Annotated in this window: 7 protein-coding genes and 1 pseudogene; all 8 read right to left on the bottom strand. The window is 40.9% G+C overall.

Going from position 1 to position 18,818, the window contains the following annotated elements:
* Positions 1–139: 139 nt before the first annotated feature.
* Entirely contained in the window at positions 140–2,302 is a 2,163-nt protein-coding gene (locus tag MHH57_RS12720) for an amidase (RefSeq protein ID WP_342434172.1), read from the bottom strand.
* Between the two features lie 893 nt (positions 2,303–3,195).
* On the bottom strand, positions 3,196–4,266 hold the full coding sequence (xerS, locus tag MHH57_RS12715; protein ID WP_061828359.1) for a tyrosine recombinase XerS: 1,071 nt from the start codon (positions 4,264–4,266) through the stop codon (positions 3,196–3,198).
* Between the two features lie 196 nt (positions 4,267–4,462).
* Positions 4,463–4,918 (bottom strand): phosphotransferase, encoded by a 456-nt coding sequence (locus MHH57_RS12710; protein WP_342434171.1) that lies wholly within the window; start codon positions 4,916–4,918, stop codon positions 4,463–4,465.
* 108 nt (positions 4,919–5,026) lie between these two features.
* Positions 5,027–5,350, bottom strand: coding sequence for a hypothetical protein (locus MHH57_RS12705; protein WP_342434170.1), 324 nt, complete (start codon positions 5,348–5,350; stop codon positions 5,027–5,029).
* 659 nt (positions 5,351–6,009) lie between these two features.
* Positions 6,010–7,217, bottom strand: a pseudogene (locus MHH57_RS12700) (IS5 family transposase); the annotation flags it as partial.
* Positions 7,218–7,505: 288 nt separating this feature from the next.
* Complete coding sequence (locus MHH57_RS12695) at positions 7,506–7,754, bottom strand: hypothetical protein (protein ID WP_019687304.1); 249 nt, start codon at positions 7,752–7,754, stop codon at positions 7,506–7,508.
* Positions 7,755–7,955: 201 nt separating this feature from the next.
* A complete protein-coding gene (locus MHH57_RS12690; RefSeq protein ID WP_052132609.1) occupies positions 7,956–8,678 on the bottom strand; it encodes a thioesterase domain-containing protein in 723 nt (240 codons plus the stop codon).
* Positions 8,679–8,701: 23 nt separating this feature from the next.
* The gene (locus MHH57_RS12685) at positions 8,702–18,811 is read right to left on the bottom strand and encodes an amino acid adenylation domain-containing protein (protein ID WP_342434169.1); all 10,110 of its coding nucleotides are present in this window, start codon (positions 18,809–18,811) and stop codon (positions 8,702–8,704) included.
* Between the last annotated feature and the right edge of the window lie 7 nt (positions 18,812–18,818).

Raw genomic sequence — 18,818 nt, 5'->3', positions numbered from 1 at the left:
CATAGCTGATCCGATCTAAATCTCTTGTGCTGCTGTGTGATTATTTATGATCATCTAATTTATGCGTGCATGCAGAGGAAGACACACGGAAGTGTTTTTATTCAACAAAATCCAAAAGTGATTTCTATGATGTCCTACGTTATTGGGGTAAAGTGACAGACTTGACTTGAGCAGAGGTATTTCCGTAAATATCTTTAGCCAGCACGAGAATATGCAGCGTATCGGCCTGGTAGGCACCATCCTGCTTATATTTAGTAGTTGGAAGCGTTGCTGACCAATTGGTTTTATCTTCTGTAATAACGACACGAATGCCATTGACATAAACTTTAAGCTGTGCGATATCGCTTTGATCTGTGACTGAACCTTCCAAAGCGAGAACATCATCCGTGATTGAAGCATTCAACTTAAGTTCAGGGGTTCCTGTTTCCTTGCGTTTAGAGGGTGGGAGAGAAGTTTGCGGGTTATAGGAAAAGGTTTCATCCTCAAGCGCTGGCGTGCGTGCTGCAATAGGACGGTTTTTGGTAGCCTGCTCATAGGAATAAGCGTAACGAAGCAGGTCGTTATCGCTGTATGCGGCACCTGCCATTGTCAGATTAACGGGCATTCCGGTATCCTTCATAGCGCCCATACTCACAGACACACTTGGGATCCCGTACTCGCGTAGAATAAAATTCGTATTGGAGAAATAGTTGCCATTCTCCCAAGCCTCCTCATAGGATGTTTCATTCACATCGGAGTCAGCTTTACCGATATTCGAATTTGCCGGAAATACAATAAAATCAAGGTTGTTTTGCTTCATCCAATTTTCAAAATCAATCTTTCGTACATTTTCAAGCCCCCGTAGTCCTTCTTGAAACTGAGGAATTTGTTCGTAAGGGGTGACGCCTTTCTTTATGGTTTCAATAAATATGTCATAGTGGCCAAGGTCTCTGCCACGTTTGGCATCTACCGAACCGGGTGGATTCGGGAAGACGGTTGCAGGGTCTATATTAGCCCATGACGGGAAATTCGGATCGTCCACACTTTTAAGGAATTCCTCAGCTGCATAGGGATTAAGCAGCCCGAATTCCTTTTCAGCCCACTTTGCCGGCATTAAACCACGTTCTTCAGGTGTTTTCGCTGTTGCCCGGTCCTTCTCGCTGTTGGCCTGCAAGGGGAAGTCAACTTCCACAACCTCAGCTCCAAGAGCAGTTAAATCCTTTACAGCTTTTTCCCATAATGCCTGTATCGAAGGTCTGAATTTGATCGGAGTTGAGGTTTCATGGTCCTTACCGATATAGATTTTCGGAACGCCAATGCGTTTGCCTTGCAAAGCTTGAATGTCTCGTAGCTCTAAATAGGACTTGGGACGGACACTGTTGACAGAAGGGAGCCGAACGGCTTTCTGTTCTCGCCAGAAATCACCCTTGGTAATCTTATCTTCTACAACGATCACGTCAAGCAAGCGGAGCATGTCCTCGATAGTCCTCGTATGTGGCACAACGACATCCCGTATAGGGAAGAGCGGCCAATTCCCCCGAATGGAGATTAGCCCTCGCGATGGCGTGTAGGCAATTAAACCATTGTTCGATGCTGGTGATCTTCCAGAGGATACTGTTTCTTCCCCCATGCCGAAGGCAGCGAGGTTGGCGGCTGTTGATACACCAGATCCGTTAGAGGAGCCGGAGTACCAGGCTGCAGCCAAATAATTTGGATTGTACGGACTTTCAGCACGGCCATAAACACCTCTTTGCATTCCCCCTGCTGCCATTGGCGGCATGTTGGTTTTACCAATGAGCACCCCACCGGATTTACGTATCTTCTCTACTGTAAAGGCATCGACCTTTGCCATCAGGTTTTTGAAAGCTGGAGATCCAGAAGCGACAGTAAGTCCCTTAACCTTGTAACTGTCTTTAACCGTGTAGGGGATGCCTTGCAGAGGCCCGGTTTTAATACCTTGCGCCCTAAGTTGATCAGCCTGAGCAGCTTCTTTTAGTACGTCGGGGTTCAGAACGGGGATGGAATTTAGTCGAATGCCACTAGAATCATAGGCATATACCCGGTTAAGGTACAGGGCGGTGAGCTCGACACTTGACAGTGCTCCTGACTTCATCGCTTCCTGCATTTGAGCAATCGTAGCCTCTTGCAATTGAAATGTGACTAGAGAGGAGGCGGGGTCACTAGTTTTACTAGAGGATGAGGGTGAAGGAGCGGCGGACGCAAGCGGGCATCCCGTGAAAGTTAAAATCATACCAACTGCAATCCATTTGCAATAGTTGCTGACTACATTCCTTGTATTCGCTTTTAGCGTTCGTGCGTACATAGCATTTCACTCCTTAAAATTAGGTAGGATCAGGAATTTAAAAAGAGGGGGATGAGAAAGGCACTTTTATAGCATAAATGTTTCTAATTATACTACTTATTTTCATGTAGAATGTCAATTTTTGTAATGCGCAATACAAGGAAATTCGTTACTTTTAAGTGTGAAATCTAGTAATTCATGATTCAGATTGTTGCATCATCGCTGATTCAAGTTTTGAAATGAAAACGACACCGTTTTGGTGCCGTTTTTTCGCGGGAGGAGGCAATAGAGGCTTAATTCTTACGTTTTAATTTATGACTTTATTCCTTTTTAACAGCTCCCATAATTGATCAGCCACATCATTTGGCGATTGAGGCATGTTATTCAGAATCCACCATTGCTTCAGAAACAAGTAAGGTTGAACGTTTGGTATAGGAATAGGTTAAAAACCGATTGGACATAATTAAATGTGTTGGTGAACGGTTCTGGAAGGAAATATATGCGTACATATCATGACATTTTAATTCCTGCACCAATGAATAAAGAAGTAATTTTAGTAGGTAACTTTGTGTCAATGTACAACAGAAGTCTACATTATCTATATTTACATATGTACAAAATACGGGTTTTGTGAACATGTATAAAGAAAACCGTATAACAGCTTGGCTTTAGCGTCGTGTTGTTGTACATTGACACAAAATCCCCTACTAAAATGACACAAAGTTCCCTACTTTAGTAGTTAAATCATACTTTTGAGTGACTTAGTTCTTTTTCTTCAAGCGAATGAGGTAATTTTTTTTATTTATCAAGCTAAGTAGGTAACTTTGTGTCACTCACCCAGTCAAGTAGGTAACTTTGTGTCATTCTCCCAGTCAGGTAGGCAATTTAGTGTCACTTACTTGACGAGCCCTACATTACTTATCCATATTATTAACCGCATTTCGCATTTCATCATCTGTTAAATGTGTATAGATCATGGTTGTTTGTATTGAGGAATGTCCTAATTGGTTCTTCAATCTAGGCACATCATTGTTCTCTAAGTGGTAACGCGTTGCAAATGAATGTCTTAGAGAATGCACGGTTAATGCTGGTTTTCCAAAAGCTGAAGCATACTTTTCGATTAGTTTTTCAATGGATCGCTGAGTTAAACGTCGGCTTTTTCCTTTACGACCTATGGGAGCTGCAATAAACAAAAAGCTTTCGTTTTTTTCTGGGATATATCTGGATTCTCTAATCTGCAGATAATTTTCTAAATCTAGTAACGCTTGCTTGCTGAAATACACGTATTGTTCTTTATTTCCTTTTCGTATAACACGCACCAAAGCTTTATTCATATCCAAATCTTCAATGTTAATACCTGCTACCTCAGAGAGCCTAAGGCCAGAACCTAAAATGAGGGAAACAATGGCTGTATCTCGTTCACGGTTAAATTGATGGAAATTGTAAATACGTTTATTATCTTTATTGATTTCTCCGAAATCATGAGCTATAAACTGCCTAAATGACTCAAAATCGTCTTCTCTAAGAATTTTCCCATCAATACGATTGGCAATGGTTTCTTGGCTTTCTTTAACCGCGTTTAAATCCATTTTGGCCATAACATTGCGCTGGATATATGGCTTTAAGTCACTTGTCTCAGCTTTGTTCTGTAAGTAATCAAATAAGGATTTTAGTGAGGACAATTTTCGGTTGATGGTTAGCTTGGTATTGCTAAGTTGATACTCTAAAAAAGATAGGAAATTTTCCACTTCACGAATCGTTAGCTTCTCTAGAGTAGCTAAATTAATGTTTTTACGGCTATCTTCAGTAAAGTTTTCTGCAACTAACCAATCAAAAAATATAATATAGTCATGGCAATAGTTCAGAAGCGTTGTGGGAGAAAGTTTTCGTTTCCTGCTATCAATAAATTCCGTAACAAACCACGGAAGATCAGACAATTTTTCATCGATTCGATTCATGTAATGCATTTTCATTTGTTTATCCATATATGTATAACCTCCGTAAATTATTATACTTCAGTTATAAATATTCGTCAAAATTATATTTTACGTAATTATCAAATGAGGTCACAGTAGGTCGAAATACTTCCAAGTAATTAAACTGGTCTCTTCCTTGGTTTAGGTACATTATTATTTTCCTTATGATGTCGCGTTGCAAACGAATACCTAAGGGAATGTACTGTTAGAGACCACCCAGCACCTTAAGTCCACAAACATCTTTGCTTATGGCTATTAACAAATTAATCCCTGACTCGAAAAAATGTTTTTTTGAATATTGTCGCGCCCACATATTCCAGTTCTTAGCATGTAAGCCTAGCCACCATAAATGACGGGCAAAAATTAAGAAACGTATTAGGCCTTCCTCCTCCTGGTTTAAAAAGCGTATAGAGGAGTACCCTGAAATAAGCTCTTTCCAAATTTCAGGGGTCCCCCCTCTCCCAAAAGTGCCCCAGATTGCAGTCGCTAGATCATATATTCTCCACTGCCAACCAACATCTTCAAAATCGATTATCACAGTTTGTCCAAGAGTTGTTTGTATTGCATTTAAGTGGTGTGCATCTTGTGAGCATCCAAATAAAGATTCATCGTTATACTTTTCTAATATTACAGCTATTGTGTTTGTTAGTCGTTCAGTCAATAAGAGACTTTCACAATCATTGTAAGAATTTCTTATTGCGTCCAATGAGTTATATAGTAACTCATTAATTGTAATATCTCGGAGCCAACTCGGCTTCTTCATCTTATCCTAAATATTGTGTATATGACCAATTGAAGTGCCTAGTGAGAAGAAATTGGATTTATTAATTTGTAGTGCATGACCTTCAACAAACTCATAAGCCCTTGCCATAAATGCCACTTCATTAATTTGTATTATATTATTCTCTTCTTTGAGGGGACGTGGTACGGGAGCTCCTTCGCGAAATAGTGTTTGTATAGCAAGATATTCACGTTGTAATCTATCCAAAGAGTTGATAGGAAGAATCTTCAAAAGAAAATCTTCACGCGCTGTGATGGCTTTATATACATAACTTCTATTTAATGATAGTGGGAGTAATTCTTTAATTTTCATGTGTGGAAATATAGAATCAAGGTGAAATAACAATGTTTGAGTATTTGAATGATACTTCAATCCATTAACAACTCCATTCTATGACGTTCACAAATCCAAGGAAGTGTTGATACTCGTTGTAGCTGATTTGTACTTTCATGTAGTTTCGGTCCATTTCTCTTTAACTCTAATAAATCTAAATCGTAATTATCTGTTACAAAAGTTGAATTCTCAAAACCATCTTTAATGTTACCCAAAGAAAACTCTCTCAGCCCCACTAGTCCATAGCAAGGATAAATATAACCATCACCATCAATATATAATCTTAAATGATTTGCACACTGGTTAATTGGATTTTCTGGAATTGTGTTCCAAAAATTGCTTGTTTCACTTTTAATCGGATATATCGTAATGTCCATTGAATTAACAGATCCATAACTGAGAAACCCGTATTCCCGTAAAGTTGAAATCGAACCAATAATTCCGATTGGTCGGCGTAAATTTATTAATAATCTCATAAAGTCTTTAATTGATGTTAACTTTGCTAATACAAAGAGATTGTCTGTAGTTACTCCAACTGATGAGAGCAGCGAATCATCGCAAAGTGATTTTAGGTGAGTGTAGTTATGAAATAGCTCGACTATATCTAAGGTTATTGAAAATGCGAAACCATTATTAATACGACCCAACTGCGGTCCGCTTAAGCGAATTCCCTCTTTGCAGAAGCGCAAGTTGTCGCGGGTTCGATAGATCTGGTCGGCCAGCACCGCTTTGGGATAATAACCAAATCTGGCGCGGTAACGCTCTACGGCGTCCTGCAATGTCTGCCCTTCGTTGTAGCTATCCCACGACAGATGCTCGCGGAAAGCGTAGCCGTTCACCACGCTAATCGCCAGCTTCTCTCCGAACTCGACGTTTGCCCTGGCTTTGCCGCGCACGATCGGTCTGACATGTGGCTGTGCGATACTGACAATCCGATCCGATATGCTGTGTGTCCGCTTGTCATACATCGTTTGCTGCTGACAATAAAGCTCTTGAATGACCAGCAGTTCCTTGTACAAACGCCGCGGCAGGCCGCTCGTCATATCGGCGAGTTCGGCGATCATGCGCAGATCACGGGAAACGAACCTGAGCTGCTTGCCGATCGCTTTTCGTATCGCGCGCGGCTTCACGCGCCGCTGCTTGGCAACCGCCAGATATGCTTTGCGGGCACGCTCTCGGTATGTTCTGGGCTTGCGGGTCTTTCCACGTTCCGGTTCGTGCAGGATGTCGATGATCTTCTCCAGCTTTTCTCTGGCCTGATTCAGTAACGACAAATCCGTCGGGTAGGCGATATCCGCCGGCGCGCAGGTAGCGTCCAGCAGCAGTTCGCCCTCGTTCGTCAGTTCCATCTGCTGTGGCTGCGTTTCTGAAGGCTTACCGGACGCTGCGTCAGTTCCGCTGCCAGGTTCATCGTCGTCCGATGAATCATCCGACACTTGCGCGCTTCTTCCAGAGCGATCCATTCATTCACTTCATCCAGAATTTCGCCACCCAATCGCTTGCGGAAATGCGTCATGAGAGAATGATGAAACGGACGGCGGTACCGATATTCCGGCAGACCGAGGAAGTACTGCAGATACGGGTTCTCCAGAATCTGACGAAGTGTCTCCCGATCATCGGTGCCAAGCCGCTCCTGGGTGATGAGTGCGCCGAGCGCGATACGGATCGAAACGGCTTTTTGGCCCTTGAGGCTTTTCTTGAAGTTTTTCGCATACTTCTCTTCGAGCATCCACCACGGAATCATCTGGGCCAGCAGCACCCAGCGGTTATCTTCTGCGAGCTTTCCGCCGAACGGCAGAAAAAAGTCGACGGGCAGGTTCATCTGGTTCTCGGTTCGCTGATACAATCCTGACGCCTCCAAGTGCACGGTTTTTCACGGGGCTGCCCCGTTTTCCTTCGACATAAGAGGCCCTAAACCCTTGTGCCTGTTGGGGTTTTGATTCGTTCAGCAAGCCCTAGGTAAACCGTGTCCTATGGGCATCGGCGCACGTGTTTAGACTCCGATGCCGCGAGGCTCATTGTCAAGGCGAATACGTTGTTTACATGTCTTCGATGTACACGCCCTTGATAATCAAGGATTTTCTAAAAGCGAGTTGAGATAATTAACGAAAATATACGCTAAGTATTAAACGGATTAATGACCCTTTGGCGGCTCAAACATCATATTGTTTAACTGGTTCACAAAAATACCTTCGTTCGGGCCCGGGTTGTTTCGAAATACTTTCGCTTCTTCCACTAGAACCTCGTCCGCATCCGTACCAAGTACCTTCATCGTTTCATCAATGAATGATGCTAGTAGCATAGAGCTCGGATCGTTATTGAAATACGTTTGAACCCCTGGCGGCGCAATTTCCAGGATTTTCACCGATGTGTCTTTAAGCATGTACCGTTGGGATAGCGTATAGGAATGGAGCGCTGCTTTCGTCGTAATACAGAAACATGAAAATAATTCCAATAGGACGTAGGTTCTACTTTCTTGAAATTTTTGATTAGACTGGAAAGAGGCTAAGTCTACAGGTCATTAAAGTCAACCTAAAAACTTAGCCTCTTGATTTCATATTAAATTTTAAATAAACTTCAGTCTTCACATAACATTGTCTGCAAAGTCGATGAGACTACTATTTATTATTGCTGCTACATCCTTTTTGTAATCGTGTATAAAAAAATGATCCCCGTCAAACATATGAATTTTACAACTTTTGGACGTATAATCATGCCATTTTGCAACGTCAAAAATAGTGGCTCCCTTTTCTCTTTTTCCCCACAATACACTTATATCGCAGTCAAGCTTAGCGTTTTTTTCAATGTGCCTGTATGTGTCAGTAATTCTAAAATCCGCTCTGAGTATCGGTAAAAACAACTCCATTAATTCATTGCTTTTCAGAACCTCTTTGGGCGTGCCTCCCAGCTTAAATACCTCATCCACAAACTCCTTATCCGGCAAATCATAGAGTACCTTCTTCTTACTTACAAAACCCGGAGGATATCTGCCGGAAATAAACATATGGACAGGATATGGATGTCCGAGCTCCTTTATTCTATAGGCAAGTTCATATACAAGTACACTGCCCATACTGTGGCCAAACAACGCATAAGGTTGTTCTTCAAGGTTGCTTATGATAATACGGTGTATATCTTCAAGCGCTTCCTCAACACTTCCGTAAAACGGTTCACCAATCCTGCTGCCTCTTCCCGCAAGCTCAATCGGGAAAAGCTCAATCCTATCATGCAAGTATTGTTCCCAATATTTATATACTGCTGCAGAACCTCCTGCATACGGCAGACAAAACAATTTAATCTTATCCATTATATCTACCCCTTATATCTGAACTATTGGTTGATCTCTTCCAATATTTCTTTAATAATAGCCGCATTTTTATCTATATATCCTGTACTTAACATATCAAAATGACTGCCAAATCCGTTATATACTTTGAACTCTCCCGTTGTTGCCTCTCTCCATCCTTCACATAAATCAGCTTCACCTTCATTGTCTTGCTGCTGTGATATAATAAGATGGATATTGGAGTTTATCTGTCCCGAGTTTATAACACTTCTAGTGTATTTATGATAATTTCTCATTCTTTCAATGGCCTTTTCAATAACTGCCTGGTTATCTCCAAACATGCCTTTTATAAGTTTCTCATTTTCTTCTATAAATTCTTTATCCTGTTGCTCAGCAAGTTTCTTAGCATCTTCGCTTTCTTCCTCAATAAGGACAAATGATTTAGCCGAATCCAGAAAGATTATATCGGATACATGATGTCCAGTTTCAATTAATACTTTAGCAACTTCAAATGCCAGATTACCTCCTGCCGAGTAACCAAATAGAATATATGGGCCCTCGGGTTTGACAGAAGTAATTGCCTTCACATACTCCTCCATCCTGCTCTCATTTTCTATAAAGTCAAAGGAATATATGGAATAAGCATTCATTTGTTTTGATAAACTACCATAAGCTATTCCATTTCCTCCTCCTGGAGGGAATGCAAACATAAGACTCTCCATTGCTGAATTAAAATGAATTGCCGGACTTGGTGTAATATAATCATTGGCGTACGTATTGTGTATAAAACGGGCAATTTCCTTTATGGTTGGGGCCATATAAAAGTCTTTTAGTGGTACCTCAACATTTAACTGTTCATAAATTCTGCTTATAAGGGATATTGCCTTCAGTGAGTATCCTCCCAGTTCAAAGAAGTTATCATTCACACCAATTTTTTGTACTCCAAGGGCATCATGCCACAGCAGTGCAAGCTTCTCCTCAACTTCACCGCAAGGCTCTACATACTCTACTGATGTAGCTAAAGTACCGTCATTTTGGGGTAAATTATTCCGATCTATTTTGCCATTGGCTGTCAAAGGCAGCTTTTCCAGCTGAACAAAGTATTGTGGTATCATGTAATCGGGAAGTTCTTTTAAGAGAAGCGCCCTTAAATCTGATATTGTAGATTCACTTTCCCCTGCTATATAAGCACACAAATACTTGTTGCCCTCCTGGTCTGTCTTTGCAATTACCGCAGCTTCTTTTATTGAAGGATGCTTTAATAGCTGCACTTCTATTTCCCCAAGCTCTATCCTAAAGCCCCTAATCTTTACCTGATGGTCTACTCTGCCTATAAATTCGATGTTTCCGTCAGGAAGCCACCTTCCAAGATCACCGGTACGATACATTCTTTCTCCAGAGCTGAAAGGATTAGCTACAAATTTTTCCGTAGTCAATTCAAGTTTGTTCAAATAGCCTTTTGCCAGCCCATCTCCAGATATATATATTTCACCAGTTGTATTAACCGGTAAGATATTCATGTCTTCATTAAGTATATATATCTTATAATTCTGCAATGGCATACCTATAGGTATACTTGTTAGATTTCTCACCTTCTCACGGCTTAAATGGTAATAAGTTGAATCTACGCAGCATTCTGTTGGACCATAAACGTTTGTTATAGTAGGGTTATTATCTTTAAACCGATCATAGAAACCTTGTATACCTTTACATGAAAGTTCTTCCCCTCCGATAATAAACTGCATAACTGAAAGACTTTCGCCAGGCCTGGCAGTATCTGTTAAAAGCTTTATATGTGCTGGTGTTCCGTCTGAAACAGCAATTGAATTCCTGTTATAGTACTTTAGAAGGCCCTCACCATCTAGCCTTGTATCCTCAGGAACTATAAACAGCGTATGGCCAAGGAGAGAAGCCGCAAATATTTGTTTTACAGATGCGTCAAAAAAGTAAGGGGACACAAGGGCAACATTTAAATAATTATCATAATTTTCATAGACAAGCTTTCTTAGTCCATAAACCAAGTTAACTACACTTCGATGCTCTATCATTGAACCCTTCGGAACTCCAGTAGATCCCGATGTATAAATGATATAAGCTAAGTCCTCTGGTTTATTTATTTTATCAAGGTTTTCAGCACTTCCAATGTATATTTCAGGGGAATCAAGCAGTAATATATTACCGTAAAACTCTGCTTTATCCGCTAAATGTGATTGCGTCAACAGCATAGTTGCATTACTATCTTCCAGTAATTTTTTTATTCTTAGTTCAGGAATTTTGGTTGAAATTGGTAAATAGACACCTCCTGCTTTTAAAATTCCCAGTATTCCAACCTGCATATCTACGGATCTTTCTACCATTATTCCAACTATGCTGTTTTGCTTTACACCATTACTTCTTAGTGCTCTGGCAAGCTGATTTGCCTTTTCATTGAGCTGCCTGTAGGTTAATTGCTTGTCCTCAAACACTACAGCTACATTATCAGGTGTCCTTTCCACTTGGTCTTGGAACAGCTCATGTAGAGTCTTATCCCTAGGGTATTCTGCCTTTGTATCATTAAAACTATTTAGTATTTGCTGTTTTTCATCCTGAGATAGTATATTTATTTCGGACAGCATCTTTTCGGGGTAAGCTGTGATCTCTTCCAGTACATTGATGAAATGGACCCCAAGTTTTTCTATTGTCTCTTTCTTAAACAGACGAGTAGCATACTTTAACCCAAATACAATATTATTCTGGGTCTCTTGGGCGTTTAGGGTCAAATCAAATTTGGACGCCCTGAACTCATTATCATAGGGCATGAACCTTAGCCCATTCATCTTAAATTCTGATGCCTCTTTATTTTGCAAGACAAACATAGTATCAAACAGCGGATTTCTGCTCAAATCCCGCTTAATGCTAAGCTTCTCCACAAGTTCCTCAAATGGGTAATCCTGGTTTTCATAAGCCCTTAGAGCGTTTTCTTTTACTACCATCAAAAACTCGCTGAAATTCTTTTTACCTTGAGGGTAATTCCTCATAGCTAGGGTATTGACAAACATGCCTATGATGTCCTGCAAATCTGTATGTGGCCTTCCTGCTATAGGGCTTCCAATTACGACATCTTCCTGTCCGGTGTATTTGAAAAGAAGCACATTGTATGAAGCTAGAAGCACCATATACAGTGTTGCTCCATGATCCACGGCAAGCTTGTTCAGTTTATGTGCAAGTTCCCGGCCTGTTTCAAAACTGACCATATCGCCTTCAAAACTCTGTATAGCCGGCCTTGGGTAGTCTACCGGCATATCAAGTACTGGTATTTCTCCCCTAAATGCCTGGAGCCAGTATTCTTCTTGTTTACTGATTGTGCCGTCAGCAAACAATTTATTCTGCCATACGGAATAGTCCTTGTACTGAATCTGAAGTGCTGGAAGATTCATTCCTTCATACAAGCTTATGAATTCTCTTACCAGTATTTCATCCGACACCCCGTCAGATATGATATGGTGTTTATCAAGCATCATGACATGCCTGTCTTCTCTAATTTTTACGAGCCCTGCTCTTAGTAAAGGAGCCTTGCCAAGGTCAAATGGCCTTATGAATTCATTTGCTGCTTCTGAGGCTTTTTCTTCGCCGGTTTCCATGTACATGATACTAAATTCCACCTCATCATGGACCTTCTGCACCGGTTCACCATCTACCATATGGAAGGAGGTCCGGAAAGCCTCATGCCTTTTTACCAGCTGATCTAAGGCTTTCTCAAAACGTTCTATATCAATACTGCCTTCTAACAACATAAACTCTGGCATATTGTATGCCACCCTTGCTCCTTCAAGCTGATTTAATATATACAGCCTTCTTTGGGAAGACGACATAGGATAGTATTCCATTTCTCCAGTGGGCTGGATAGATTGATAAATACTCTCTTGGGCTTCCTGGATGTAATTGGCAATTTCTGCAATTGTCGGCAGCTTGAATATCTCCTTAAGAGATATATTTACATTGAACTCTTTGTGAATTTTGGCTGCAAAGTTTATTGCTTTTAATGAGTGCCCCCCAAGCACAAAGAAATTATCATTTCTCCCTATTTTCTCAACCCCCAGGATATCCTGCCACAATTGTACAAGCTTCTCTTCCACTTCACCTGAAGGTGCTTCATACTCTACTCCAGTATTTAAATGAGCAGCAGGGTGGGGCAAGTTCTTCCGGTCTATCTTACCATTGGCTGTCAAAGGCATTTCATCCAGCTGCATGAAGTATGCCGGGATCATATACTCGGGCAATTCTTTTGAAAGGCATTCCCTTAGTTCAGTTATTGTCAGTTCATTTTCCCCAACGAAATATGCACACAGATCCTTGTTCTTCTGTTGGTCTTCCTTTACAATAACCACAGCTTCTTTTATTGAAGCATGTCTTAATAGCTGAGCCTCTATTTCTCCAAGTTCTATTCTAAATCCCCTTATCTTTACCTGGTGGTCCATCCTGCCTAAAAATTCTATATTCCCGTCAGGCAGCCATCTTGCCAAGTCCCCAGTACGATACATTCTTTCTCCCTTTATAAACGGGTTAGATACAAATCTTTCTGCAGTAAGCCCCGTCTTGTTTAAATAGCCTTTGGCAAGACCATCCCCAGATATATATAATTCCCCAGCGATACCTATAGGATTTACTTCTAATTTCTTACCAAGTAAGTATGCTCTGGTGTTTGGCAAAGGACGGCCTATGGGGATATTATCCAATCCACTAAGCCCCTCCGCAGTAATCAAATATTCCGTAGAATCCACACAGCATTCGGTAGGACCATAAACATTTGTGATGCAAGGTTGCACATCCTCAAATCTGCTTAGGAAGTCTTTTACTGCATCAAATGGAAGAACATCTCCGCCTATAATAAAATGTCTCACTTTTAGGTTATTATCTATAGGAGGAGAATTTAACATCATATTTACGTGTATGGGCGTTCCATCCGAAATATCAATCCTATTTTCACTATAGAAGTCCAGCAGCTTTTTACCGTCTTTCCTTGCTTCCTCCGGTACAATGTACAATGCATGCCCCATTAGCAGTGCTGCGAAAATCTGCTGCACCGAAGCATCAAAAACATAAGGGGCAATGAGGCAAACATTCAACGGTGATTCATATTTGCTATATATTCTCTGGAACAGACCCTCTACCAGGTTTAATACACTCTTATTATCAATGCAAACACCTTTAGGGTTTCCCGTTGAGCCAGAGGTATAGATGATGTACGCTGTATCACCAGGCTTATTTATACATTTTATATTCACATCGTTTATAAAATTATAATCATAATCAGATAAATCAATAATCTCACCATCGAAATCATCACGATCCATAAGATGATTTTGGGTGAGTAAAATTTTGGCCTTGCTGTCCTCCATCATATACCTTTTTCTTTCCAATGGATAATTAGGATCTACAGGAAGGTACGCCCCCCCAGCCTTGATTACTGACATTATACCTATAACCATTTCAGGCGAGCGGTCCACCATTATGCCTACAATATCATCAGGCTTTACTCCCTTTTCTCTTAATGCCCTGGCCAATTGGTTTGCCTTTTGATTCAGTTCTCGGTAGGTTAATTGTTTACCTTCAAAAACCACTGCAATATGATCAGGAGTCTTTTTCACTTGCTCCTCAAACATTTGGTGTATGGTTTTATCCAGGGGATATTCGAGAGCAGTATCGTTAAAGCTGTATAATACTTGCTGTTTTTCTTCCTGTGATAACATTTCGATTTCATAAAGCCTTTTTTCGGGGTATGCTGCAATTTCTTCCAGCAAATTGATGTAATGAGCCCCAAGTCTTTCAACTGTTTCTTTCTTAAACAGTCTTGTACAGTATTCGAGTTCAAAGGCTATACCATCCTCAGTCTCAAATGCATTTAAGGTGATGTCAAATTTTGATATTCTGCCTTCTATCCCTTTGTTGTACGGCTTGAAGCTTAGATCAGACGTTATGAGCTCTGCTTTTCCAACATTGTATATGGCAAACATGGTATCAAAGAGGGGATTCCTGCTCATATCCCTCCTTATGTCCAGCTTATCCACTAATTCTTCAAACTGATAGTCCTGATTGTCGTATGCTTTCAAAGCATTTTCTTTAACTTCTTTCAAGAATTCAATAAAAGTCTTTTCTCCTTGCGGGTGATTTCTCATGGCCAGAGTGTTTACAAACATACCTATGATGTCTTGAAGGTCAGCATGAGGCCTTCCAGCTATAGGACTTCCCACAATAATATCTTCCTGTCCAGTGTATCTAGATAACAGCACATTGTATGCAGCAAGAAGCGTCATATATAATGTAGCTCCATTGTCTGATCCAAGCTTGTTAAGTCTAACCGCAAGCTCGCTATCAGCTTCAAAGCTGATGTAGTCTCCTTCAAAGCTTTGTACTGCGGGTCTTGGGTAGTCGGTGGATAAATCCAGCACAGGGATCTCTCCCTGAAAGGTCTGGAGCCAGAATTCCTCCTGCTTACTTATGGCAGCTCCTGCAAACAATTCCCTCTGCCAAACTGAGTAGTCCTTGTACTGTATACGCAGTGGAGGAAGTATTTTCCCTTCATATAAGCTTATAAACTCTCTTACCAGTATGTCGTTGGACACTCCATCCGATATGATATGATGCATGTCAAACACCATAATATGTCTGGCTTCTCCAATCTTTACAAGTCCAACTCTTAATAGTGGAGCCTTTCCAAGGTCAAAGGGCCTTATGAATTTCTCCACTATTTCGGGAACCTTCTCTTCACTGGTTTCCAGGTACATGATACTTAGGTCCGCCTTGTCATGGACTTTCTGAGACAGCTCTTCCTCGATCATATGGAAGGAGGTTCGAAAGCTCTCATGCCTTTCTATCAGACTATGAAAAGCCTGCTCAAAACGTGCTTTATCAACAGTACCTTCCAGCAATATTATGCCAGGTATATTGTAGGCGATTCCAGCTCCTTCAAGCTGGTTTAATATATATAGTCTTTTCTGGGCGGAAGGTATGGGATAATATTCCATATCCCCAGCACGTTGAATGGACTGATATAGGCTCTCCTTTGAGTCTTCAATGTAGCTGGCAATTTCTAAGATGGTTGGTGTCCTGAATATTTCCTTAAGAGGTATGTCTACATTGAACTCTTTGTGAATTCTTGCTACAAGGCTTGTTGCCTTTAACGAGTGTCCTCCGAGCATAAAGAAGTTATCATTTCTTCCTACCTTCTCTATTCCAAGGATGTCCTGCCACAGCAGCGCAAGCCTTTCCTCCACTTCACCTGAAGGCGCTGCATACTCTGTTCCTGTATTTATTCTTCCATCAGGCAGAGGCAGCGCCTTTCTGTCCAATTTTCCATTTATGGTTAACGGTACTTTTGCTATCCTCATAAAATAGGATGGAATCATATAATCGGGCAGCTCTTTAGATATAAGCTCCCTTATTTCGGTCACTGTCACTTCTCGGTCAGACACTATATAAGCGCAAAGATACCTGCCTACACTTGAATCCTCCCGGTCAATGACCACCGCCTCATTTATATCAGCATGCTTCAAAAGGGCTGCTTCTATTTCCTCAAGCTCGATTCTATACCCTCTTATTTTAACCTGGTGGTCTTTTCTGCCGGCAAATGCAATATTCCCGTCAGGAAGCCACTTTGCAAGATCTCCTGTTTTATACATCAGTTCTCCAGGCATAAATGGGTTCGGTACAAACTTTTCCCTGGTAAGTTCCGGTTTTTTCAAGTATCCTCTCGCCAATCCTGCCCCGGAAACACAGAGTTCACCCTCAACACCTATGGGCTTAAGATTATTGTTTTCATCAACTATAAACACCCGGGTATTGGTAATAGGTTTACCAATAGGTACCGACTTATCGGCCGTCTCACAATCATCTGCTTTCCATACCGTTGCACATACGGTTGTCTCAGTAGGTCCATAAGCATTTATATATGAAATCCTGTTGCTCCATTTCTTTAAAAGTTCGGGAGTGGAAGCCGAACCTGCTGCAATTACCTTCTTTAAGGAAGTTACTTTTTCCGGGTCCAGATTTGCCAGATACGGAGGTGGTAAAGTAGCAATAGTTATCTCATTTTCATTTAGGTATTCTTCAAATCTTCGATAGTCATTGATAATATCGCTTGAAGATATATATAGTGTTGCTCCTGCCAGTAGTCCCATAAATATTTCCCAAACTGCAGCGTCGAATGAAATTGATGCAAATTGAATAATCCTATCGCTTTCACTTACATTTAAGCGGGTCTTGAAAAACGCCTCCAGATTTGCTACCCCTTTATGTTCTACCATAACCCCTTTAGGTTTTCCTGTAGACCCAGATGTATAAATGATATATGCCAAATTTTGCGGTGAACATACCACTTCCAGGTTCATAGGGTTTCCGGCATAAAGGCTTTCATCTTCTATGTCTATATACTTCCCGTAAAACTCCACTTTCTCCAGGAATTGCTTTTGGGAAATCAGCCCCCCTATCTCGCTGTCCTCGAGTAAATATTCGATTCTTGCCTTAGGGTAGTCAGGATCTATAGGCATATATGCCCCTCCGGCTTTAAGTATGCCAAATATACCTATGACCATCTCCAGTGAGCGTTCTACCATAATACCCACTATGCTGTCTGGTTTAACTCCCTTATCCCTCAACACTCTTGCAAGCTGATTTGACTTCTCATTGAGTTCCCTATAGGTTAGCTGCTTACCCTCAAACACCACTGCCGCATTGTCAGGTGTCTTCACCGCTTGTTCCTCAAATAGTTGGTGAATGGTCTTTTCCCTGTGGTATTCCTCCGTTGTATTATTGAAGCAGTGTACTATTTCTTTCTTTTCCACTTCGGTGAGTATATCAATATTCCTAATATGCATATCGGGACTATCGGTTACAATTTCTATTACCGACTGAAAATGTCCCTTGATTTTTTCTATGAAATTACCATCATATACCAGTGAGTTGTAACTGAATTTAATAGATAATTCCTTACCGCCATCAACGAGTATCCCAAAATCATAATTCGTCTGCTCGAATATTTCCATTCCAACTACATTTAAAATGCCATTACTGGATGAAGCATTAACCGCTTCATCCATAGGGTAATTTTCAAAAGCCATAACATGATGTATCAAGGCATCTTTCAAGCATGTTTTTGACTGCACATCCGCCAGAGGATAGAAACTGTACCGGTCAGATTCAAGCACCGATTGCTGCATCTCTTTGATCAGTTCGGTAAAAGTTTTATCCTCATCACAACTCACCCTTACTGCAACGGTATTTATAAATAAACCCACCATGCTCTCAATTCCCTGTATTTCATGAGGCCTTCCCGATACCACCTCACCAAACACCACATCATCGGTATTGTTATACCGCTGTAATAATATCCCCCATATGGTCTTTATAATGGTACTCATGGTTGTATTGTTTTTGGCTGCAAACTTCTCAAGATCGCTAGTTATTTGTTCAGATATTTTAAACTCCGTTTCTTCAATCCTGAAATCATCACTTGCAGACCTGCCGTTTTGGGGAAGGACTGTCTGATGCTTGTAACCTTTAAGATAGGTTTCCCAGTAATCTGCGGCCTCGTTCTGATTTCTGCCTTCCAACCATTTGATATAGCGGCTGTAAGGATATACCTTTCCTGACTCCGGCTCCCGGCTATTCATCAGGGCTTCATAGTTTTCCATAAATTCTCTAAATATATTTGCGAGACTCCACCCATCAATAATGATGTGATGAAAGCTCCATACCATGTTATAAGATTGGTAGCCTGTTTTAATTACACTTAATCTTGTTAAAATATCCCTTGATAAGTCAAAGCCCTTTTTTCTGTCTTTAACCCTGTATTCTTCTATATACCTATCCCTTAGTTCTTCGGCAAGGGAGGTAATATCCTCATAGCTGACAGACAGCTTTCTTTCCTTCATGACTACTTGTAAGGGCTTGGCTACATTTTCATACAAAAAAATTGTTCTCAAAGCGTCATACTTTTCAATAATGATATTAACGCTCTTTTCAACACAATCAATGTCCAGGATGCCTTTTATAGAAAGTGATATCTGCTCAAAGTAGGCGTCTGAATTTTTATCCATCATATAGTGGTACAATATCCCTTGCTGCATAGGAGTGAGCCGGTACATATCTTTTATGTTTTGTTTCTTCAAATCACTCATAAGTACT

Origin of the sequence: Paenibacillus sp. FSL H7-0442 (assembly GCF_038593105.1) — a bacterium.
Lineage (GTDB): Bacteria > Bacillota > Bacilli > Paenibacillales > Paenibacillaceae > Paenibacillus > Paenibacillus polymyxa_D.
The sequence above is the reverse complement of the archived record's forward strand: the minus strand, read 5'-3'. Positions and strand labels throughout refer to the sequence as shown.

Bases quoted from the DNA above. Each gene is read 5' to 3' on its own strand.
- MHH57_RS12720 (WP_342434172.1), bottom strand. From the start codon at position 2,302: ATGTACGCACGAACGCTAAAAGCGAATACAAGGAATGTAGTCAGCAAC.
- xerS (WP_061828359.1), bottom strand. From the start codon at position 4,266: ATGGATAAACAAATGAAAATGCATTACATGAATCGAATCGATGAAAAA.
- MHH57_RS12705 (WP_342434170.1), bottom strand. From the start codon at position 5,350: ATGAAAATTAAAGAATTACTCCCACTATCATTAAATAGAAGTTATGTA.
- MHH57_RS12695 (WP_019687304.1), bottom strand. From the start codon at position 7,754: ATGCTTAAAGACACATCGGTGAAAATCCTGGAAATTGCGCCGCCAGGG.
- MHH57_RS12690 (WP_052132609.1), bottom strand. From the start codon at position 8,678: ATGGATAAGATTAAATTGTTTTGTCTGCCGTATGCAGGAGGTTCTGCA.
- MHH57_RS12685 (WP_342434169.1), bottom strand. From the start codon at position 18,811: ATGAGTGATTTGAAGAAACAAAACATAAAAGATATGTACCGGCTCACT.